This window comes from Fibrisoma limi BUZ 3 (assembly GCF_000296815.2).
In the GTDB taxonomy this organism is placed as follows: domain Bacteria; phylum Bacteroidota; class Bacteroidia; order Cytophagales; family Spirosomataceae; genus Fibrisoma; species Fibrisoma limi.
Genome location: NZ_CAIT01000009.1, coordinates 1,874,409 through 1,896,171, shown reverse-complemented (window position 1 = coordinate 1,896,171; position 21,763 = coordinate 1,874,409). Strand labels below are relative to the sequence as shown.

Annotated in this window: 19 protein-coding genes and 1 tRNA gene; 17 read left to right on the top strand and 3 right to left on the bottom strand. The window is 54.2% G+C overall.

Features of this window, described 5'->3' with window-relative positions; all coding sequences use genetic code 11:
• Positions 1-64: 64 nt before the first annotated feature.
• Positions 65-1,405 carry an APC family permease gene (locus BN8_RS27605; protein WP_009285245.1) on the top strand — a complete coding sequence of 447 codons (1,341 nt, stop codon included), beginning with the start codon at positions 65-67 and terminating at the stop codon, positions 1,403-1,405.
• Here the strand turns inward: BN8_RS27605 and BN8_RS27600 are convergent.
• From BN8_RS27600 to msrB, 3 genes are all read right to left on the bottom strand, one after another.
• Positions 1,390-2,661 carry a D-alanyl-D-alanine carboxypeptidase/D-alanyl-D-alanine-endopeptidase gene (locus BN8_RS27600; protein ID WP_009285244.1) on the bottom strand — a complete coding sequence of 424 codons (1,272 nt, stop codon included), beginning with the start codon at positions 2,659-2,661 and terminating at the stop codon, positions 1,390-1,392. The two genes, BN8_RS27605 and BN8_RS27600, sit on opposite strands and share 16 nt — an antisense overlap.
• Positions 2,662-2,739: 78 nt before the next feature.
• The gene (locus tag BN8_RS27595; protein WP_009285243.1) at positions 2,740-5,367 is read right to left on the bottom strand and encodes a T9SS type A sorting domain-containing protein; all 2,628 of its coding nucleotides are present in this window, start codon (positions 5,365-5,367) and stop codon (positions 2,740-2,742) included.
• 115 nt (positions 5,368-5,482) lie between these two features.
• Complete coding sequence (msrB, locus tag BN8_RS27590) at positions 5,483-5,890, bottom strand: peptide-methionine (R)-S-oxide reductase MsrB (RefSeq protein ID WP_009285242.1); 408 nt, start codon at positions 5,888-5,890, stop codon at positions 5,483-5,485.
• Between the two features lie 94 nt (positions 5,891-5,984).
• Here msrB and BN8_RS27585 point away from each other — a divergent pair, with 94 nt between their 5' ends.
• From BN8_RS27585 to BN8_RS27510, 16 genes are all read left to right on the top strand, one after another.
• A complete protein-coding gene (locus BN8_RS27585) occupies positions 5,985-7,895 on the top strand; it encodes a RecQ family ATP-dependent DNA helicase (RefSeq protein ID WP_083882536.1) in 1,911 nt (636 codons plus the stop codon).
• A 184-nt stretch (positions 7,896-8,079) separates the two neighbouring features.
• Complete coding sequence (locus tag BN8_RS27580) at positions 8,080-8,943, top strand: glucose 1-dehydrogenase (protein ID WP_040006942.1); 864 nt, start codon at positions 8,080-8,082, stop codon at positions 8,941-8,943.
• A 79-nt stretch (positions 8,944-9,022) separates the two neighbouring features.
• Positions 9,023-9,622 carry a gluconate 2-dehydrogenase subunit 3 family protein gene (locus BN8_RS27575; RefSeq protein ID WP_009285239.1) on the top strand — a complete coding sequence of 200 codons (600 nt, stop codon included), beginning with the start codon at positions 9,023-9,025 and terminating at the stop codon, positions 9,620-9,622.
• Between the two features lie 49 nt (positions 9,623-9,671).
• On the top strand, positions 9,672-11,240 hold the full coding sequence (locus BN8_RS27570) for a GMC family oxidoreductase (RefSeq protein WP_009285238.1): 1,569 nt from the start codon (positions 9,672-9,674) through the stop codon (positions 11,238-11,240).
• Between the two features lie 114 nt (positions 11,241-11,354).
• The gene (locus tag BN8_RS27565; RefSeq protein ID WP_009285237.1) at positions 11,355-12,695 is read left to right on the top strand and encodes a family 1 glycosylhydrolase; all 1,341 of its coding nucleotides are present in this window, start codon (positions 11,355-11,357) and stop codon (positions 12,693-12,695) included.
• A 32-nt stretch (positions 12,696-12,727) separates the two neighbouring features.
• The gene (locus BN8_RS27560; protein WP_009285236.1) at positions 12,728-13,513 is read left to right on the top strand and encodes an alpha/beta fold hydrolase; all 786 of its coding nucleotides are present in this window, start codon (positions 12,728-12,730) and stop codon (positions 13,511-13,513) included.
• A 43-nt stretch (positions 13,514-13,556) separates the two neighbouring features.
• Positions 13,557-13,630: transfer RNA gene (locus BN8_RS27555), tRNA-Pro, on the top strand.
• Positions 13,631-13,917: 287 nt separating this feature from the next.
• Entirely contained in the window at positions 13,918-15,360 is a 1,443-nt protein-coding gene (locus tag BN8_RS27550; RefSeq protein ID WP_009285235.1) for an anthranilate synthase component I family protein, read from the top strand.
• A gap of 89 nt (positions 15,361-15,449) precedes the next feature.
• Positions 15,450-16,016, top strand: a complete 567-nt coding sequence (locus tag BN8_RS27545) for an anthranilate synthase component II (protein ID WP_009285234.1) — start codon at positions 15,450-15,452, stop codon at positions 16,014-16,016.
• Positions 16,017-16,082: 66 nt separating this feature from the next.
• Positions 16,083-17,069: an anthranilate phosphoribosyltransferase gene (gene trpD, locus BN8_RS27540; protein ID WP_009285233.1), complete on the top strand. Its 987-nt coding sequence runs from the start codon at positions 16,083-16,085 to the stop codon at positions 17,067-17,069.
• Positions 17,070-17,146: 77 nt separating this feature from the next.
• A complete protein-coding gene (gene trpC, locus BN8_RS27535; RefSeq protein WP_009285232.1) occupies positions 17,147-17,971 on the top strand; it encodes an indole-3-glycerol phosphate synthase TrpC in 825 nt (274 codons plus the stop codon).
• Positions 17,968-18,612 carry a phosphoribosylanthranilate isomerase gene (locus BN8_RS27530; protein ID WP_009285231.1) on the top strand — a complete coding sequence of 215 codons (645 nt, stop codon included), beginning with the start codon at positions 17,968-17,970 and terminating at the stop codon, positions 18,610-18,612. The genes trpC and BN8_RS27530 overlap by 4 nt, the downstream gene beginning before the upstream one ends.
• Positions 18,612-19,814 (top strand): tryptophan synthase subunit beta, encoded by a 1,203-nt coding sequence (trpB, locus tag BN8_RS27525; protein ID WP_009285230.1) that lies wholly within the window; start codon positions 18,612-18,614, stop codon positions 19,812-19,814. Before BN8_RS27530 ends, trpB begins: the two co-directional genes overlap by 1 nt.
• 75 nt (positions 19,815-19,889) lie before the next feature.
• Positions 19,890-20,699 (top strand): tryptophan synthase subunit alpha, encoded by an 810-nt coding sequence (trpA, locus tag BN8_RS27520; RefSeq protein WP_009285229.1) that lies wholly within the window; start codon positions 19,890-19,892, stop codon positions 20,697-20,699.
• Positions 20,700-20,726: 27 nt separating this feature from the next.
• Positions 20,727-21,335, top strand: coding sequence for a bifunctional phosphoribosyl-AMP cyclohydrolase/phosphoribosyl-ATP diphosphatase HisIE (gene hisIE, locus BN8_RS27515; RefSeq protein ID WP_009285228.1), 609 nt, complete (start codon positions 20,727-20,729; stop codon positions 21,333-21,335).
• A 68-nt stretch (positions 21,336-21,403) separates the two neighbouring features.
• On the top strand, positions 21,404-21,742 hold the full coding sequence (locus BN8_RS27510) for a phage holin family protein (protein ID WP_009285227.1): 339 nt from the start codon (positions 21,404-21,406) through the stop codon (positions 21,740-21,742).
• Positions 21,743-21,763: the final 21 nt, after the last annotated feature.

The following is a 21,763-nucleotide window of genomic DNA, read 5'->3' as shown; positions in this document are numbered from 1 at the left end:
AAGTGATTTTCGTTATCATTGTAATCACCCCGCCCCGGCAAGCGGGTTACGGCCCACCTGATTCATGGCTCAAGACAACACCCAACTTCGCAAACTCCTCGGCGTCGGCTTTGGCGTAGCAGTAACCATAGGAGGTACCATTGGTACAGGCATCCTGCGTAAGCCCGGCCCGATTGCTCAGGATATCGGCGACCCAACGATCATCATCGTTGTCTGGCTGCTGGTAGGTTTGTATGCCCTGATTGGCTCATTGTCGGTGATTGAACTGGGAACCATGCTGCCCAAGGCCGGTGCCTGGTACGTCTACGCCCGGCGGGCCTTCGGCGATTATGCCGGATTTGTGATCGGCATTTGTAGCTGGCTCGGCAGCGTTTCGGCTATGGCGTTTGGCGCGTCGGTTATGAGCGAATACATTGCTCTCCTGTTACCTAGTACGGCCGGTTACGAAAAACTAGTAGCAATTGGCATTCTGCTGGCCTTTGTGGCGTTTCACTGGCTGGGCGTTCGGTCGGCAAGCCGGGCGCAGGAAATTATGAGCGTACTGAAAGCGGTGGGCTTACTGGCTTTTGTTGTTGCCTGCTTCACGGTATCGCCTGCAACCGCTTCGGCGACTTCCTCAAACGCCGTTCGGCCGCTGGCCGAGGGGGGTGTCTGGCTGGGCGTTCTGGCAGCCCTACAATCCGTTTTTTATACCTACGATGGCTGGCATACGGCGGCTTACTTTACGGAAGAAGACGTTGACCCAAGCCGCAATCTACCCCGGTCCATGATCAGTGGAGTACTGCTGATCATTGGCATCTACGTACTTGTTAATCTCGCGCTGCTGTACGTACTACCTATAGATACGTTGGCGGGCTCAAAGCTGGCCGCAGCCGATGCCGTTCAACTGCTGTTTGGCCCTGGCAGCGCTCAGGTCGTTACGTTCCTGCTGATGATTTCCATCATGGGGATTATCAACGCGCAGATTATGTTTAACCCGCGGGTGATTTTTGCGATGGCCCGCGACGGTCTGTTCTTTCGGTTTGTCACACCCGTCAATGCCGGGGGTACGCCCGCCGTTGCCGTTCTGCTGACAGCGTCGGCGTCGATCGCGCTGATACTGACCAATACGTACAGTAAGCTATCCGACATCGCTACGTTCTTCTTCGTGCTCTGCTATGCGTCGGGTTTTGCGTCGCTGATCCGGTTACGCCAGACCGAGCCGAATTTGCCCCGACCAGTACGGGCCTGGGGATACCCGTTCTCCACCTGGACGCTCCTGATCGCGTCGCTGGCTTTTTTGCTGGGTGTTGTCATCGGCGACTTAAACAGTAGCATCTACGCCATTGGCTTTATTCTGATCAGCTATCCGCTGTACTGGCTGCTCCGGCGAAGCGTCGGGATGGTCAGTCAAAGCCGGTCGTGAAGCTGTTGCAGCAATTCGGCGGTGCGTCGGCGCATGTCGGCCACCGGCTGCGTGAAGTTATTGTGCATAATACTGAAGAACAGCAGCTTTCCCCGCCGGGTAAGCAGATAGCCACTTAGGTTGTAAACGCCACTCATCGATCCTGATTTCGCAAAAACATAAGGTTTTTGTGTAGTAAGCATACCTCGTAACGTCCCCGATTGTCCGGCCGCCGGCAATAAGGCAAACAAGCGCTGCTGCGGTACTTTTTCGTAGATACGTCCCAGCAGATCAATCAATACGTTCGGTGTAAAGAGGTTGTAGCGCGACAGGCCGGACCCATCAACCCACTTGGCCGACGTTGCCGGATAACGCAGTACGCTGTCGGCCATGTAGCGTAGTACCGAGGCTGACGATAACTGATCCCGTTGCCGTTCGGCCGAGGCCATGAGTAGGACGTGTTCGGCAAACTGATTATCACTAACCTGCAACATGCGTTTATAAAGTGAGTCGGCCGACCCGCTCCGCAACAGCCGGGCATCGGCCGGTACCGGCCGGTTAACCAAACCAACAGGCCGGTGCAGCGTATCGGCCAGCAACCGAGCCGCCAGCGCGGGCGACCAACGAAACGGTACATCCTGCTGACCGGAACGTTGCGCAGTCGGCCGATTAAACCGGTTTACAAACTCATCCCGCCGAATGCCTCCCTCCTTTGTTACGGTATTCACGCTGTCGGCAAATAACGTTGGAACAACACGCCGACCAGCAGGCGGACCAATAAACCGAACGACGTTGCCATACAAGGGTAAGGGAGCCAGCTCGGCCGAGTAATCGTCATTGTAGTCATCCCAGGCCCAGCCCGCGCCAAAGCGTTTGCCGGTATAATTCGACGGAGAATAAAACAGTCGTTCAGGGCGTCCTCGCAGAAATGCCAGTGCCGCTGTATCGGTCATTTCTGGATGGAGGAACAACGGATTAGCCGCCCCCCAGAAGATCAACGAATCCTGTCGAACGACGTATCGGAGTGTAGGTAACGTATCCGGCAACAGCAGCAGCCCCGCGTAAAAGCTGAATAGTTTAGTGTTGGATGCCGGCGTGAAGGCTTTATCGGCATTGTGCTGAATCAGCGTTTTTTTCGAGGCTGGATCGTAGAGGGCAACCCCGGTAAAATGATCGGTGTAGGTAGGTTTGGTCCGCAGGTCGCGGTTAATCCGGTAAACTGGCGAGCAGCCCGTTATGAGCAGCAGAACTGTAAGCAGTAGTAAAACGACTCTCATGCAAAAGCGGGAAGTTAGCAGACGTTTGCAAACGTACTGACAACTTCCCGCTTTTATGTACTCCGGCGTGTGTTTACGCTATTTCGTTACGATAATCTTTTTCGTTAACTGGGTCTCGCCTACCTGAAGCTTAACAAAATACAAGCCGGTTGGCAACTGCGTCAGGTCAAGCTGCTCGTTGATTTTCGAGCCACTTACCTTCAGCGTTTGCTGACGGACGGTCTGGCCGGTGGTTCCGGTTACGGTCAGCCCAGCTTCGGCAAACGACTTGGTTAACTGAGCTTCTACCCGAAGCAAGCCGTTGCTCACGGGGTTCGGGTACACGGCAAACGAACCAATATTGACCGGCTCTACACCCAGCACCGGTGGCGGGGGCGGCACCTGAATTTGCAGGTTGTCAATGGCCCAGCCCCAGCCATGCGCCAACTGATCGACAAACAGCCGGAATCGGATCAGCACCTGATCATTCGGTCGGAAGTTGCCGTTGCTGGTCAATGAAATACCGTCCCGGCGCTTATACAGGCTTGGCGTACCGGGCGTTGTCGAATTTCGTTCATTAGCGTTCGCGCCGTTCACCAGGTTTCGGTTATACGCGTTGATCCAGTCGGTCTGGTCGTTAGCGTCGTACCCGGTCGTAATGGGCAACCATGTACGCCCGTTGTCCTTCGAGCCCTCTACAATCACATAATCGTAAAAATCATCGTCGCCATACTGGCTACCTGGCTCGCCCGGCTCAACCAGTACGATTTCGTCAAACCGCATAACGGCACTATCGGGGTTGGCTTTGATGCGAATGGGGGTTCGCAGCACCATCTCGAAATTACTCCGATACTCGAAGTCGGCACCATTGCGATACGGGTGCTCCGAGTGAATAGCCGGGTCGGCAAAGCCAGACGGTGTTGCAATGCTAAATCCGGCTCCCACGAACTCATTGGCCGTAGCCTGATCCTGGAAGGTAGTCGCGTAACTATCGCGCGTCGGCAACGCAGAAGTTACGCGCACTTCGTACGTACCCGTACGTGGGCTGATTGTCTGGTTTCTGGCCCGCGATGAATCCCGCGCCACGATGCGATAGGTAATCACATCCCCGTCTTTCAACGTATTGGCGGCAAACGGAATTTTGGCACTGAACAAACTATCATACCGAATCCCGTTCAGGGTTGTTGTGCGGAACAACGGAACCGCCGGCCGGATCTGGCCATTAACCTGATATTCGACATAGACCGTATCGATTGATTGCCGATCGTCGGATACATCCGCCAGTACCTGCAAACTGTCGTTGACGGCTGGGTTGAAGATAAAATTTCGGGTGGGGCCCGCCAGAATCGTAGGTGGAATATTGTCTGGCCCAACCCGTACTACGTTCAGCAGTTGGAAACCCGCCGGTGCCTTACCGGGGTTGGTATACGCCCGACCCGTTACGTCCTGCACCAGGAAGTAGTACCACACCTCACCCCGAGCCTGCGCAGCGGGCAGTGTATACGCGTACGTATCAGTTGTGCCCGCCACCAGCGTCGGCGTCACACTGGTGTATGTTGTGTCGGCGCCTGACGGGGCGCTTTTCCGGTAGAACATCCGAACGGTGTTCGCCTGAACCGTCGTATCACTCACGATTCGGACCGTAAATCGCAGGTCAGCGATTTCCTCAACGTCGGGCAATGGTTCGTGCAGCACAGAAGTGGTGCGCCACTCCATATCCCGGAAGATGTTCAGCACCAGCGGACCAGGTGAGTGAATGGCCTCAGCCTGCCCGATCTGGGGCGACATCAGAGAGTTTGGATTACCGGCCGGATAGGTCGTTTCGTCAACGTGGTAGATACTTGAGCCCCGGTCATACCGCGACGGCGCGTAAATTTTGATTCGCTGTCCAGACCGTTGTTGCAGAAGCGGCCCATTCAGAAACAGATTGCCCCCGGTTAACTGCTGATACAGCTCCAGCGAGCCATCCGGAAAACGACCTGTTTCGGCCACGATCCGCTGCCCCTGGCTGTTTTCGATGAAGTGATCGTAAACGGACGGAAAGCCGACCAGGTATTCGCCCCGGTTGTTCGATGCGTTGAAGAAGCCAGTCATTCCAAGCCCGTGACCAATCTCGTGCAGGACTACCGTAACGAGGTCCGTCTGCCCCTGGGGCGTTTTGCCGTCAAGACCATAGTACCAGTTGTTGTTTCGGTTGAAGCTGGCGACGATGTCGGGATCATTCGGGTTATTCAGCGGACGCCGGGCAATCTTTTCCGCCAGCGCGATAGGATAAATCCCCCGCCCTTTCTGGGTACCATCCGAACCGAGCCGAACTTCTGCCGGGCTGGCCGACCCCAGTACGCCCTCGCTCTGGGTAGTCCAGTTGGCCTGAATTCGAATGGGTACCGGCGACGACAGCAGGTTTGACCAGATGTCGACGGCATATTGGAATGCGGTACGGGCTTCGGGTGAGAAGTTGGAATACGTTACGCTGAAACTGGCCGTGGCCGAAGTCCGGGCGCGTGGATTCTGGCGGTTTTTCAGGAACGTTTCGGGCGGCAGAATCTGAGTAAATACATCCCGGTCCAGTTTGTAGCAAATGCTTTGGGGGGCAGGCAGTGTCCTGGTCTTCAGGACGTACTGCTCATACGCCGAACGGTGAGTCGGGGCTTTCTGAGCCAGCACTGTGCCGGCCAGCGCCAGGCCGGCAACGACGAATCGTACCAGCAACTTCCAATAGTACATGCAGATGTAAACTTAGGGTCAATAAATAGACTGTTTAATTTAGATAGCCTGTTGCGGCTGGCCGTAAGGCTCACAACCACAACAGGTACTGACTTACCATTAACGACATTTTTGCTTATTCCGTATCCGCAGTTCGCTTCAACACTAATGATACCGAGTTCAGGCAATACCGCATGCCTGTGGGCGGAGGGCCGTCGTCAAAGACATGACCAAGATGAGCATCGCAAACGTTGCATAGCACCTCAATTCGGATCATGCCGTAACTGAAATCTTTTTCCAGCCGGATGCGCTCTTCCTCGATGGGGGCCGTGAAGCTGGGCCAGCCCGTACCCGAATCAAATTTGGTAGTTGACTCAAACAACTCGGTATCGCAGCAGACGCAGGCGTAGATGCCGGGGTCTTTTGCTTCGCAGTATTCGCCCGAAAATGGCCGCTCGGTTCCTTTCCCGCGGGCAACCCGGTACTGCTCCGGGGTCAGCATCCGGCGCCATTCTTCGTCGGATTTGATAACCTTCTGAATCATAATGAATGATCAGCCTGTGGCTGGGTTGTACGTATAAATGTACAACGATAATTGGTCTGAATTGTCTGATCTCGGTTGTATTTTCGCAGTCAGTATGACTGTCCGACAGATTTTACAGCAGTTTTGGGGGTACTCGTCGTTCCGGCCTATGCAGGAAGACGTAGTGGACGCGGTGCTGGCCCGGCAGGATACGCTGGTACTCATGCCCACGGGTGGGGGCAAGTCCATCTGCTTCCAGGTGCCCGCCCTGGCTATGAAGGGTATATGTATTGTGGTGACGCCCCTGATCGCCCTGATGAAAGACCAGGTGGAGCAGCTACGTCGGCGGGGAATTCCGGCTGCGGCCATCTACTCCGGCATGCACTACCGCGAGATTGACGCCATTCTCGACAACTGTATCTACGGCAATACTAAATTTCTGTACGTATCGCCCGAGCGGCTGCGGACCGAACTCGTCATCGAGCGTGTCAAACAGATGATGGTCTGCCTGCTGGCCGTCGACGAAGCGCACTGTATTTCGGCCTGGGGCTACGACTTCCGCCCGCCGTACCTCCAGATTGCCGAGTTCCGGGAGTTGATTCCGGAAACGCCCATTGTCGCCCTGACGGCCTCAGCCACGCCCGAAGTTCAAACCGACATCGTCGATAAACTGGCCTTACGCGAGCCTACTGTTTTCCGGCAGACCTTCGCCCGGCCCAATCTGTCGTATTCGGTCATTCAGGAAGAAAACAAGGAAAACCGGCTGCTACGGGTGCTCACCAACGTACCCGGCTGCGCGGTCGTGTACGTACGTAGTCGGCGGCAAACCCAGCAGGTAGCCAGTTGGCTGACCCGCCACGGCATCTCCGCCGATTTTTACCACGCCGGCCTAACGACCCAGCAACGTGGCGACAAGCAGGATGCGTGGATTCACGACCGGATGCGCGTCATGGTGGCGACCAACGCCTTTGGGATGGGTATTGATAAACCCGACGTTCGCGTTGTGGTGCATCTGGACGTACCGGATACGCTCGAAGCTTATTACCAGGAAGCCGGCCGGGCCGGCCGCGATGGGCAGAAAGCCTACGCCGTTCTGCTCTACAACCAGGGTGACCTGTCCGGATTGCAGTATAAAACCGAACAGCTTTATCCGCCCGTTGATTTGCTGCGTCGGGTATATCAGGCGTTGGCCAACTACACGGCCGTGCCGGTTGGTGGAGGAGAGTTTAACAGCTACGACTTCGACCTGCAAACCTTCACGACCAATTTTAAACTACCGGCTCAGGAAACCCATTACGCGCTGAAGCAACTGCAACTGGAAGGGTTCATCGAACTGAGCGAAACGTACTTCCATCCGTCGCGGCTGAGCATGACGCTGGACAACCGGGAGCTGTATGAGTTTCAGGTCATGAATCCCCGTTTCGATCCGTTTCTCAAACTGGTGCTGCGGATGTACGGGGGCGAACTGTTTACAGATTTCGTCACCATTTCGGAATCGGCGCTGGCCAGGGCCTTTCTGGTTGATCAGAAGGAGATCGTTACGTTGCTGGAGCAATTGCACCAGCGGAACGTAGTCGTGTATGAGAAACAGAAGGATAAACCACAGCTCGTGTTTCTGACGCCCCGCTTTGATGCACCCCAGTTGCCGGTCAACGTACCGGAGCTGAACGAGCGCAAACAGCGGGCGTTGCGTAAAGTCCAGGCCGCCACTACGTACGTAGAACATCCTACTCAATGCCGCACCCGACTGCTTCAGGCTTACTTCGGCGAAAAACCGGCTGATCCCTGTGGTATTTGCGACAACTGCCTTAAGCAGAAGAAGAAGGCGGGTTCGGTCCTCGGCGAAGTTCGGGAGCAGGTTCGCCAGTACGTTGCCCTGGCCAATGGCCCCGGTGTTTCGCCCCGGCAGCTTTCCTATCACTTCGCTCAAACCGACGCCGATACATTGGCAGAAACCATCCGGCTGATGCTCGCCGAAGAAGAAATTAAATACAACAAAGCCGGAAATCTGACCCTGAACGCATAAATCGCCCAACGCAGCCCGCCGAAACGCTTGCTGCAAAAGTGGTTGTGAATGAAATCTTAGTGGGTTGCCCAACTCATTTTATGATTATAAGAGGTCGGCAACAAAACCGTTGAACAACGGTTTATCTACCTGTGACAACCGCGATTACCTCAGTAGCTTGTCATTTAATTCACTCAACGACTTTATGCAGCAAGAGTTTCGCCCCACGGCCGAAGAAATGACCGGCCAGCAGCTCCCGTATCCGGCTCGTCAGTCGGACATGGACCCCGCCCCCGACAGTGATCTGTCTAACTATAAACCAGCCGGAAAACTAACCGACAAAGTAGCGATCATCACCGGTGCCGACTCCGGGATTGGCCGGGCAGTAGCCATTGCGTTTGCTATGGAAGGAGCTGATGTAGCCATAGTGTACAACGAAAACACCGACGATGCCAAATACACCAAACGCCTGGTGGAGTTGAAAGGTCGCCGGTGCCTGGTCATTCAGGGCGATGTCCGGCAGAAAGCCGAGTGCGAACGAGCCGTTCAGGAAACGGTTGCTGAATATGGTAAGCTCAATATTCTGGTCAACAATGCGGCTTTCCAGATGTCGCAGCAAAAGCTGGAAGACATCACCGAAGAACAGCTTCGCCGGACGTTTGAAACCAATATTTTCGGGTACGTCTTTATGGCGCAGGCGGCTTTACCTCATCTGCACGAAGATGATGCTATCGTCAATACGGGCAGCATTGTCGGGATTGTCGGCAACCCCATTCTTGTGGACTACACCGCTACTAAGGGTGCGATCCATGCCTTTACCAAATCCCTGGCTATCCAACTGGGCGAGCGAAAAATCCGGGTCAACTGCGTTGCACCCGGACCAGTCTGGACACCCAATATTCCGGCTACGATGCCGAAAGACGAAGTAAAGCAGTTTGGTCATGAGGTAGCGCTTGCCCGGCCCGGCCAGCCAGAGGAGTTGGCCCCGGCCTACGTATTACTGGCATCGAGCGACGGAAGTTTCATGACTGGCAGCATTGTTGAGGTAACGGGCGGCAAACTCGGATAGATACTGAAGCTGGTGGTCTGTACAGTACGTCTGACCACCAGCTTTATCGTCCATACAATCAACACGCAACCTTAACGTCATGCACCATCACTACCCCGAAGGTACGGTCCGCGCCCTGCTGAACACCGACCATGTCACCCCGGCGACCCGTACTACGCTCGAAGCACGTCTGTCGTTGCATGCTCCTTATGAACCACAGTTTTTCACAGCGTCTGAATACGTTCTGCTGAAAGCGGTGTGCGACCGGCTTATTCCGCAAACTGGTTCGGATACGGACTACATCAACATCGCCCGCGGCATTGACGAACGGTTAACCCGAAACGAAAGCAACGGTTGGCGCTATGATTCCATGCCGCCCGATCAGGACGCTTATCAGCTAGGTTTGGCCGGTCTGGAAGCCACGGCGCAGAGCCGCCACCAGCAGTCGTTTCTGCACCTGCCTGATGCGCAACAGGACGATCTGCTCCGACTAATACAACAAGCCGAGGTGGAGGGAGAACCCTGGGATCGCCTGCCCGCCGAGCGGTTTTTTGAAGAAATCCTGGCCGAAGCGGTAGAGAATTACTACAGTCATCCGCTGGCGCAGGAAGCGATTGGATACGTCGGTATGGCCGATACACCGGCCTGGCAGCGATTAGGTTTAAACACACTGGACGATCGGGAGCCGCGCCCCCTATAACAGACCAATATACGGCCGGGAACGTTTTGCCGGCTGGTAATTACGCACCATGCAACACTACACAACATCTGAAACTGTCGATGCCGTCGTGATTGGTACCGGCGCCGGCGGAGCCCCCTTACTAGCCCGACTGGCGGCTGCCGGCCTGAAAGTCGTCGCCCTCGAAGCCGGTAAGCACTGGACACCATACGATGACTTTCCGACCGACGAACGTGCGCAAAGCAAGCTCTTCTGGAACGATGAACGACTAAGCGCGGGCGAAGATCCGCTACCGTTCGGAAACAATAACTCCGGCACGGGGGTTGGTGGCTCTACGCTTCATTATACAGCCTACACGCCCCGCGTTCAGCCCGACGACCTACGCCTGCGGTCAGAATTCAGCGTCGGCGAAGACTGGCCATTCGGCTTTGAGGAGATTGAGCCGTACTACGATGAGATTGAGCATTTTCTGGGTGTTTCCGGGCCGGCCAATTACCCCTGGGGGCCAGTCCGCAAGCGGCAGTATCCGCTGGGGCCACTACCGATCAATGCCCCGGGGCAGTTGATGGAGCGCGGATGCCGGGAACTCGGCATTCGAACCTCGCCGGCCGCCAATGCCGCGCTGTCGGCCCCATACTTTCAGGAAGGAGTCGGCTGGCGACAGGCCTGCACGAACCGGGGGTTTTGCCAGGCCGGTTGTAACATCGGAGCGAAGGCCAGCATGGACGTAACGTATATTCCACTGGCTATTCACCACGGTGCCGAGGTTCGGCCGGAAAGTTTTGTCACGCAACTGGTTAAGGATGCGTCGGGTAAGATTAGTGAGGTGATCTACATCCGAAACGGCCAGGAAGAACGCCAGCGCTGCCGCTACGTATTTCTCTGCGCCGGAACCGTCGAAACACCACGGTTGCTGCTTATGAACGGCTTAGCCAACACAAGCGGACAGGTCGGCCGGAACGTAATGGCCCATACGGCTCTTCAGATTTGGGGGGAGTTTGATGAAGACATCCGGCCATACAAAGGCATTCCTGGCGCGCTGATTTCGGAGGATACCCACCGCCCTTCCGATCAGATCGCCGGGCCGGTTGATTTCGCCGGTGGCTACCTGCTGCAATCGATTGGGGTCATGCCTCTAACGTATCTGTCGCAGATGGCCCGCGCCCGTGGGCTGTGGGGCGATGCGCTGAAACAGGCGGCAACGACCTATAATCACGTAGCGGGGATCAACATCTTGGGCGATTGCCTGCCTTACGCCCATAACTACCTGGAGCTTTCGGACGAAAAAGACGTTCGGGGTTTGCCAAAGCCCCGGATCTACTTTTCAAACGGCGAAAACGAAGAACGCATGACTTCTCATGCCAATCAGGTTATGCGGAGTATCTGGGAAGCGGCCGGGGCAAAAAACCTTTGGGCATTTCCGCGCAATGCACACGTGATCGGTACGTGCCGGATGGGTAACGACCCCGATCGGGCCGTCGTCGATGCCGAGGGGCGGTCGTACGATATACCTAACCTTTATATCAGCGATAATTCAACATTTCCGAGCGCTCTGAGTGTCAATCCGGCGCTGACAATCATGGCTTTGTCGCTCCGTACGGCCGACCGGTTTCTGACTCGGTCGAATCGCCTGGATTAATCGGATACCTGTCAACGGGGCATCGTTGGCCTATACTTCCTCTTCTGTAAACTAATTCAGCACTGTTGGCGGAGACATTCTGCGTCAGGATCAGTGTATTAACATCGTAGCAACATGGCACAGAAAGGATTTTTAGACATTATTAAGAAACAGTACGGTGATGGCAATTACGACGGTGATCAGTTTGGCGGAGCCGGTGGTCACGACGGTACGGGCCTGCCGAATGGCAACGCGGGCAATTTCATGTTCGCGACGGGTATTGAGTGCTCCTACCCTACCATCAAAAAAGGAACCGTCCGCCGGGATCAACTCCGGGAGTGCGGCCACTACGACCGCTGGCGCGAAGACCTGGCTTTGGTAAAAGACATGGGGCTGCGCGTCCTTCGCTACGGCCTTCCTTACTACGCCATTCACCAGGGTCCAGGCAAGTTCGACTGGAGCTTCGCCGATGAGGTAATGAATGAGATTAAACGACTGGAAATCATTCCTATCCTTGACCTGATGCACTTCGGTGTACCCGACTGGATCGGCAATTTTCAGAACCCCGAGCTACCCATTCACTTTGCTGATTACGCTGGAGCCGTAGCCAAACGCTACCCGTGGGTGCGCTACTACACTCCGGTCAATGAAGTGTACGTAACAGCCCGCATCAGCGCAAAGGATGGCGTCTGGAATGAACAGCTCAAAACAGACAAGGCCTTTGTAACGGCGCTCAAACACCTGGTAGCGGCCAGTATTATGGGTAACCAACAGATAGCCAAATACCGGAACGACTGCGTCATTGTCCAGAGTGAAAGCGCCGAATACATTCACGAAGTATGTGCAACGCCTTCTGAGGAAACCATGCTGGCTAATGAAAGCCGGTTTCTGGCGCTTGATCTGCTCTACGCCAACCCACCTTCGGCAACCATGTGCATGTATTTGCTTGACAACGGTATGACCCGAAAGGAGTACGACTGGTTCATGACCGGCGAGCCGCCCGGCTACCAGATCATGGGAAACGATTATTACGGTCGTAACGAACGAATTAAACTACCGGATGGCTCCATTCACCATTCTATGGACGTGCTGGGTTGGTACCAGATGACCCGCCAGTATTACGAACGGTATCACAAGCCGGTAATGCACACGGAAACCAACGTGTTTGAGGCTGAAGATGCCCCTATGTGGCTCTGGAAGCAATGGATTAACGTACTCCAAATGCGCAAAGACGGTGTACCGGTTTTGGGCTTTACGTGGTACAGTCTTATTGATCAGATTGATTGGGACAGCCAGCTAGGCCAAGTCAATAACCGCGTCAACGCCTGTGGCCTCTACGACCTCGACCGTAAACCCCGACCGGTTGCGCAGGCTTACCGCGATCTGCTGAAGGAATTTGGTCAAATCACGATCGTACCCTACGGAGAGATGCTTGAAATGACCGATCGGCCGGCCCGTTTGAAAGTGGTAGTCTAGTTCTGTTCTGCATAAAAACCGGAAAATTGTTCATGAAGCATTTCATAAACGGCATTCAGTTAAATGTACGGGAGCAGGGCAGCGGTCCGATGACGCTTATTTTTCTGCATTACTTCGGCGGATCAGCACTCGAATGGCAGTCGGTCATGAACCTGCTGTCTGATCGATACCGCTGCGTGGCTGTTGATTTACGGGGCTTTGGCGATTCTGAAGCACCGGATACCGGCTACTCGGTGGGCGACATGGCCGAAGACATCACCTGTCTGGTACAAAAGCTGGGCATTCAAAATTTTGCCCTGGTTGGTCACTCAATGAGCGGCAAAGTGGCTTTACTCGTAGCCGCCCAGCAGGCCACCCGGGCCGAACTGGCGGGTCTACAGGCGCTCGTGCTGCTATCGCCGTCGCCACCGGTGCCGGAACCCATTCCCGACGATGAGCGACAAAAGCTGCTCACAGGGCACGGTCAGCGCGCGTCGGCTGAGCAGACGTTGAAAAACATTACAGCCAAGCCCATTTCCGACACTGCCCGGGAGCAGATTATTGCCGATGATCTCCGTAGCGCCAGGCCAGCCTGGGAAGCCTGGTTGCAGGAAGGGAGTTTGGAAACAATTTCGGATTGTATGTCGTCGATTCAAGTTCCGGTCTCTATTCTGGTTGGTTCCGACGATCAGGCGCTCCCACCCGAAGTTCAATCCGAATTGGTCCTGCCATACGTACCACAAGCTACTGTCGACATCGTTCCCGGTGCCGGTCACCTGCTACCGTGGGAGGTTCCAGATGTTGTAGCCGCGTTCATTTCAAAAAAAATTGCTGACTGACTTTACAATACGGATTCTGAACTATTACCTTTGTACCCCAATTCGGGGTGTAGCGCAGCCTGGTAGCGCGCTACGTTCGGGACGTAGAGGTCGTGGGTTCGAATCCCGCCACCCCGACTTACAAAATTGACCAGGGGCTACGGTCGGGACGTAGAGGTTGTGGACGGTCGGCCGCTGCCGTTCGAATCCCGCCACCCCGACTTAAGAAAATTCAGAGCCTAACGCTCATTATTGAAACGCAAACATTGTGAACCGCGCTATTGCAAATAACATGATCTGGTGGTGGCATTCTTCTCATCTGGGATGAATGGAGCCACCATTTTGTGTAAAACGAACTTAATCAAGGCCTACCGTTCATCCCGGTAGGCCTTATTTTTTTGTCTTTAACGAACCCGGTAACTCCTATGCAAACCTTGACAAAGCCCTCTACGTACCACGTCCGTACCCGCCACAAGCGGATGCTCGCCGACATCATTACGCCGGTCAGCATCTATCTTCGCATCCGCGACCGCTTTCTAAACAGCATTCTGCTCGAAAGCTCCGATTACCACGGCAACGACAACAGCTTCTCCTACATCGCGTTCGACCCGGTAGCCCGGTTTGAATACAACTCGAACCAGTTGACGATCAAGTTACCCGATGAGGCAGAACAGACCAAAACTGTAGAATCTGGCGATGTACTGGAAGCGTTGCAGCAGTTCAAGGACAGCTTCCAGCCAGAGCCCGATTCATTCCCGTTCATCACCAATGGCCTGTTCGGTTACTTTGCCTACCCGGCTGTTCAAAGTTTTGAGGACATTACCTTGCAGGCACCTGTCCCATCCGAAAACCAGATCCCGGCGGCCGTTTTTACAGTGTACCGCTACGTGCTTGCCATTAACCATTTTAAAGACGAACTCCACCTTTTCGAACACAGTTACCTGCCCGATTCCGGCATCGCCGACGAGCCGGCAGGTAATCTTGATTATGTCAGCGACCTGATTACCAGTCGCAACTATCCGACCTATTCCTTCAGCCCCGCCGGGCCGGAGCAGTCTAACTTCACCGACGATGAATTCCGGGCGGTTATTCAAAAAGGGAAAGATCACTGCCAGCGGGGCGATGTGTTCCAGATTGTGCTTTCGCGCCGGTTTTCAACACCGTTTGTGGGCGATGAATTCAACGTGTACCGGGCCTTGCGGTCGCTGAACCCATCGCCCTACCTGTTCTACTTCGACTACGGTAACTACAAACTGTTCGGCTCTTCGCCAGAATCACAGATTGTCGTTAAAAACCGCCAGGCGACCATCTACCCCATCGCCGGTACGTTCCGCCGGACGGGCGACGATGCGCATGATGCTGAACTGGCCCAGAAGCTCTACGATGACCCTAAAGAATCGGCGGAACACGTAATGCTGGTTGATCTGGCCCGCAACGACCTCAGCCGCAACTGCGATGTTGTGAAGGTTGAGACATTCAAGGAGGTACAATACTATTCACACGTCATTCACCTGGTCTCGAAAGTTGTTGGTGAGCTGACCGAAACGGCCGATCCTCTACAGATCGTAGCCGAAACGTTTCCTGCGGGTACGTTGTCGGGTGCACCAAAACACATGGCTATGCAGCTTATCGATCGCTACGAGAGCATCAGCCGGAGCTTCTATTCAGGAAGCATCGGCTATATGGGATTCGATGGCGAGTTTAATCACGCCATCATGATCCGGACATTCATGAGCCGCGACAATACGTTATATTATCAGGCCGGCGCGGGCATTGTAGCCAAGTCGGTTGTTGAGAGCGAACTACAGGAAGTACATAACAAACTGGCCGCGCTACGCATGGCCATCGAGCAGGCAAAAAATATTTAAATGGAGGGAGGAGAAAAGGTAACAAGGTGCAGGGTATAGCAGCATTCCCTTTCCGTCCTTTCCTCCCTCCTCCCCTTTCTCCTTGAAAAATGAAACTTCTCGTTTTAGACAACTACGACTCCTTCACCTACAACCTCGTGTATATCCTGCGTGAGCTGGGTGAGCGGCCGGATGTGATCCGGAATAACAAGATCGCCCTGGAAGAGATCGGGCAGTACGACAAAATCATGCTGTCGCCGGGGCCGGGGATACCATCCGAAGCCGGAATTATGCAGGACCTGGTCGCTGAATACGGTCCAACCAAAAGCATCCTGGGCATTTGCCTGGGGCACCAGGGCATCGGCGAAGTGTACGGAGCCCAACTCGAGAACTTGGGCGACGTACTACATGGTGTGGCGCACCGAACCTTTGTTACGGACCGCAATGAGCCATTGTTCAGTGGTGTTCCAGATGAGTTAACCGTAGGGCGATACCACTCCTGGACTGTCGTTGCCGACACGATACCTGATGACCTCCGCGTAACGGCCGTCGATGAGCACGGGCGGGTGATGGGTCTGACACATACCCGATTCGACGTAAAAGGTTTGCAATTCCACCCGGAATCCGTACTGACCGAGAATGGCGTCCGGATGATTCAAAACTGGCTTAAACAATGAGCGAAAGAGCAAAAGAGTGAATTGCTGGATCACTCTTTCGCTCATTCACTCTTTCACTCATTAATCATGAAAGCAATATTAAACCACTTATTCGAATACAAAACCCTGACGAAAGATCAGGCCAAGCAAGTGCTGCTGGGCATTGGACGGGGCGAGTACAACCAGGCGCAGATTGCGTCGTTCCTGACCGTTTACATGATGCGCAGCCTGCGCGTGGAAGAACTGGAAGGATTTCGCGACGCCATGTTGGAACTGTGTCTGCCCATCGATCTGTCGGCATACGATCCGATGGACCTCTGCGGAACTGGTGGCGACGGCAAGGATACGTTCAATATCTCAACGCTCTCGGCATTTGTGGTGGCTGGCGCAGGGCAGCGGGTTGCCAAGCACGGTAACCACGGCGTTTCGTCCCTTTGTGGCTCCTCAACGGTTATGGAACGGCTGGGCTATCGATTTACCAACGATGCTGGTGAGCTGGAGCGCAAGCTCGAAACCGCCGGTATCTGCTTCCTGCACGCTCCGCTGTTCCATCCGGCCATGAAAAACGTTGGTCCAATCCGGAAAGACCTTGGCGTGAAAACATTTTTTAACGTTCTCGGACCGATGGTTAATCCGGCAATGCCCCAGAAACAGCTCGTTGGCGTGTTTAGCCTTGAATTAGCCAGATTATATGCGTACCTTTATCAGCAAACCGACAAGCGTTTCATGATCCTTCATGCGCTGGATGGGTACGACGAGATTTCGCTGACGGGCGCTTTCAAAGTCATTAGTAACCAGACGGAGCAGGTGCTGGAACCGACCCAGTTAGGTCTGAGCACGCTAACGCCCGAATCGCTGGCCGGAGGGGCTACGGTCGACGAATCAGCGCAGATTTTTATGAACGTGCTGAACGACGAAGCTACCCCGGCACAAAAGCAGGCCGTACTGGCCAATTCGGCCATGGCCCTGTTAGCCGCCGACCGGGCTGCGACCCGGGAAGAGGCCGTTGCATTGGCTCGTGAGTCCCTGGAAAGCGGACAGGCGTTAAGTTGTTTTAAGAAGTTGATTGCATAACGTTCTCATCATACTGACAGTTGCCGGTTTGCAGTTTGCTGCAACGTAAGGCATGATAGACGCGGTCCACCGAACGAATGACAATTTTAGACCGGATCATTGAACAAAAACGAATTGAAGTAGCCCAGCGCCAGGCTACCACCCCAGCGTCTGCCCTTGAAAACAGCCCACTCTTCGGTCGGCAAACCAATTCAGCACGGGCTGCCCTGCTGGCTCCCGGTTCATCGGGCATCATCGCGGAGTTCAAACGCAAGTCTCCATCCAAAGGCATCATCAACGACACCGCCGACGTATCCTCCACAACGCAGGGCTACGTCCGGGCGGGTGCGGCTGTCCTGTCCGTTCTGACAGACGAGCCGTTCTTCGGCGGTACACCGGCAGACTTACAAACGGCTCGTCAGGCTAATCCTGATACGCCCATTCTGCGCAAAGATTTCGTGATTGATGCGTATCAGTTGCTCGAAGCAAAAGCCTGGGGAGCTGATCTGGTGTTGCTCATTGCGGCATGTCTAACGCCCGAAGAGGTGTCCGACTTAAGCCGGCAAGCCCATGATCTGGGGTTGGAAGTGCTGCTGGAAGTTCACGACGAAGACGAGCTGGACCGCAGCCTGGCCGATACGGTAGATCTGGTAGGTGTAAACAACCGGAACCTGAAGACGTTCGTGACATCGATTGATACGTCCCTACAGCTAGCCGAACGCATTCCCGACGATTTTGTGAAGATAACGGAGAGTGGCCTGCATGAAGCAGCCACTATGGTAACTCTGTGGAAGGCAGGGTACACTGGTTTTTTGATCGGAGAAGCATTTATGAAAACAACCGACCCGGCAGCATCGCTGGCGCGTCTGGTGGCTGATTATACTTCGCAACTACCTACCCCATCAAATACGTTTACACCATGAAGATTAAAGTGTGCGGTCTGCGCGACGCCGAAAACATCAAAGAAATTGCGGCCCTAAGCCCCGATTTTGTTGGCTTCATTTTTTACGATCAGTCACCCCGGTTTGTTGGTGAAGAATTGGATGCAGATGTGGTGAAGGCGCTGCCGCGCTCGATCCGGAAAGTGGGCGTATTTGTAAACGCCAGCCCTGACTTTATCCTGCGTAACGTTAAAAAGTATGATCTACAGTATGTGCAGCTTCATGGCACCGAAACCCCTGAATACTGCCGCAGCCTGCGCAACCGGGGTATCAGCTTAATTAAGGCATTCCGCGTTGATGAGTCGTTCAACTTTTCCATGCTGAACAACTATAAAATGCAGTGCGATTTCTTCCTGTTTGATGCGAAGGGGGACCAGCCCGGCGGCAATGGGGTTCGCTTTGATTGGAGCCTGCTGAACCGGTACGACAACGAAAAGCCATTTTTTATCAGCGGAGGTATTGGGCTGGACAATCTTGATCAACTCACCGCTCTGAAAGATATGAAGCTGTATGGTGTGGATGTCAACAGTCAGGTTGAAACAGCACCAGGGGTTAAGGATGTGGAGAAAGTAAAAGAGCTCATTCACCGGCTGCGGCCCGTTGAGCACGAAGAAATAGTCTAATGGAGCAATTGATTGAACAGGCTACCTCATTTGAGGTCAGCGATAAGGGTTTTTACGGCAATTTCGGCGGGGCGTTCATTCCGGAAATGCTATATCCGAATGTCGAAGAGCTTCGGCAAAACTACCGCCAGATCATGGCTGATCCGGCCTTTCAGGCTGAGTTTTACGCCTTACTGACCGATTACGTAGGCCGCCCTACCCCTCTGTTTCTGGCCAAACGGTTATCAGAAGATATAGGTGCCACCATTTACCTCAAACGGGAAGACCTCTGTCATACCGGCGCCCATAAGGTTAATAATACCATTGGCCAGATTTTGATGGCCCAACGCCTGGGTAAGAAGCGCATCGTTGCCGAAACCGGTGCTGGTCAACATGGCGTCGCTACGGCCACCGTTTGTGCGCTGATGGGCCTGGAGTGTATCGTTTACATGGGCTCAATCGATATGGAACGCCAGAAGCCTAATGTTGATCGCATGCGGATGCTCGGCGCTATAGTTGTACCGGCCACCAGTGGGAGCCAGACCCTGAAGGATGCTACCAACGAAGCGATGCGCCACTGGATCAACAACCCGGTAGATACGCACTACATCATTGGCTCGGTGGTCGGGCCGCATCCCTACCCGGACATGGTAGCTCGCTTTCAATCGGTTATTTCAGAAGAAACGCGACGGCAGTTATTGGACAAGGAAGGCCGCGAAACACCTGACTACGTAGTGGCTTGTGTTGGCGGAGGAAGCAATGCAGCCGGTGCCTTCTTTCACTACCTCAACGAACCCTCGGTGAAGCTGGTAGCCGCCGAAGCAGCCGGTCAGGGCATAGCAACCGGACACTCAGCCGCCACTACTGCACTCGGTAAACCGGGTGTATTACACGGTAGCCGCACAATTCTGATGCAGACCGACGACGGACAGGTTACTGAACCGTACTCCATCTCGGCAGGTCTGGATTACCCTGGCATCGGGCCATTACACGCTCATCTGTTTGAGTCGGGTCGTGGTCATTTCCACAGCATCACCGACGAACAGGCCGTGCGGGCAGGTTTCAAACTAAGCAAACTGGAAGGCATTATTCCGGCGCTTGAATCGGCCCACGCACTGGCGGCTTTGGAGGAGCTTTCCATGACGAAGGACGACGTAGTGGTCGTCTGCCTATCCGGCCGGGGCGATAAGGACTTGAGTACCTACACCAAATATCTGGATTAATAAACGTTAGCCTCGACCTCGGTCTGGGCGAATGAAACGCTTAGCACACCCGGACCAAGGTTTGGGCTATGGGCCATGACACAAGAACTTCTTACCCAAAATCGCATAAACGATCTGTTTGCACAAAAAAGCGAACGACTGCTTAATGTTTATTTCACGGCTGGCTTTCCAAATCTCGGTGATACAGGTACGGTACTGCGCGGTTTGCAGCAAGCCGGGGTTGATCTGGTCGAGATTGGTATGCCGTATTCTGATCCGGTTGCCGATGGAGAAACAATTCAGCAGAGTAATATGCAGGCGCTTGACAACGGCATGACGCTGAAGTTGTTATTTGAGCAGTTGGCTGGCTGCCGCGATGAGCGTTCGGGCGATCCGGTTACCGTACCCATCTTGTTGATGGGCTATATTAATCCGGTGCTGCAATTTGGCGTAGAAGCTTTTTGTCAGAAATGCCGGGAAGTGGGCGTTGACGGCGTTATCCTGCCCGATCTGCCCCTCGACCTGTATCTGAGCGAGTACGCAGCTACGTTCCGGCAGTACGGTATCCTGAACGTTTTTCTGATCACCCCTCAAACAGCCGAGAGCCGCATTCGCTTGATCGACAGCGAGACCGAAGGATTTATCTATATGGTATCGTCGGCCAGCATAACCGGCTCGGTTAAAGGCATTAGCGATACCATGCGGGCCTACTTCGAGCGCATTCAGGCCATGAATCTGAAAAACCCGCGACTGATCGGCTTCGGTATCAACAATCCCGAAACATTTGAAACTGCGTGCCAGTATGCCAACGGAGCTATTGTAGGCAGTGCCTTTATCCGGCATTTGCAGCAGGAAGGCACCTCCGCCGAGAGTATCCGGGCGTTCGTGCAGACAATTCGGGCGTAATGACTGCCAGACCGATTACATTTGTACATGGATTCTCCCGTAAATTTTGATAAATCGCCGGATGGACTTGTACCGGCCGTAGTTCAGGATGCCGTAACCGGCAAGGTACTGATGCTGGGTTACATGAACCAGGAAGCCTATGAGAAAACGCAGGCCGAGGGTATTGTCACCTTTTTTAGCCGTAGCAAACAGCGGCTCTGGACAAAAGGCGAAACCTCCAGTAACTTTCTGCACGTTCACGACATACTCGTTGACTGCGACGGCGATACGTTGTTGATTAAGGCTGCTCCGGCCGGTCCGACCTGCCACACGGGCGCCGATACGTGCTTTCAGGAGATTAACCAGGGGAAGGGCCAGTTCCTTAACTATTTGCAGGGTGTTATCCGGGATCGGAAGCAAAACCCCTCTGATGCATCCTATACCACCAAATTGTTTGCCCGGGGGGTTAACAAGATCGCTCAGAAAGTCGGCGAAGAAGCGGTTGAGCTGGTGATTGAGGCCAAAGACGACAACGACGACTTGTTCAAAGGTGAAGCGGCTGACCTGCTCTTCCACTTTCTGGTGTTGCTGGAACAGAAAAACCTGGACCTCGATGATATAATTGCCGTTTTGCAGAAAAGGCACGCCAAACAATAGCCTGATGTTTCAGGTTTGAGTTTGTCAGGTAGTGAAACCATATCGACGCAACCACAAACCTCAATCACATGGGCCTTATCATCCGTATTCTCATCAGCGCGGTGGCTGTCTACATCGCCAGTATTTTCATCCCGGGTGTCACTGTTACGGGGGGAGCCGGCACGTACCTCATCGTAGCAATCGTGCTGGGTATTCTGAACGCCTTTCTGAAGCCAATACTGGTCGTGTTGACCATTCCTATCACCATCCTTACGCTTGGCTTATTTTACCTGGTCATTAACGTGCTGATGGTTTACCTGGCAGATTCGTTAATTGCCGGGTTTGATGTGGCTGGGTTTATTTCGGCGTTGCTCTTCAGCCTTGTTGTATCTGTAGTGACTTATTTAATCGATGCTATCGTTAGCTGACCGACGGTACGACACACGAAA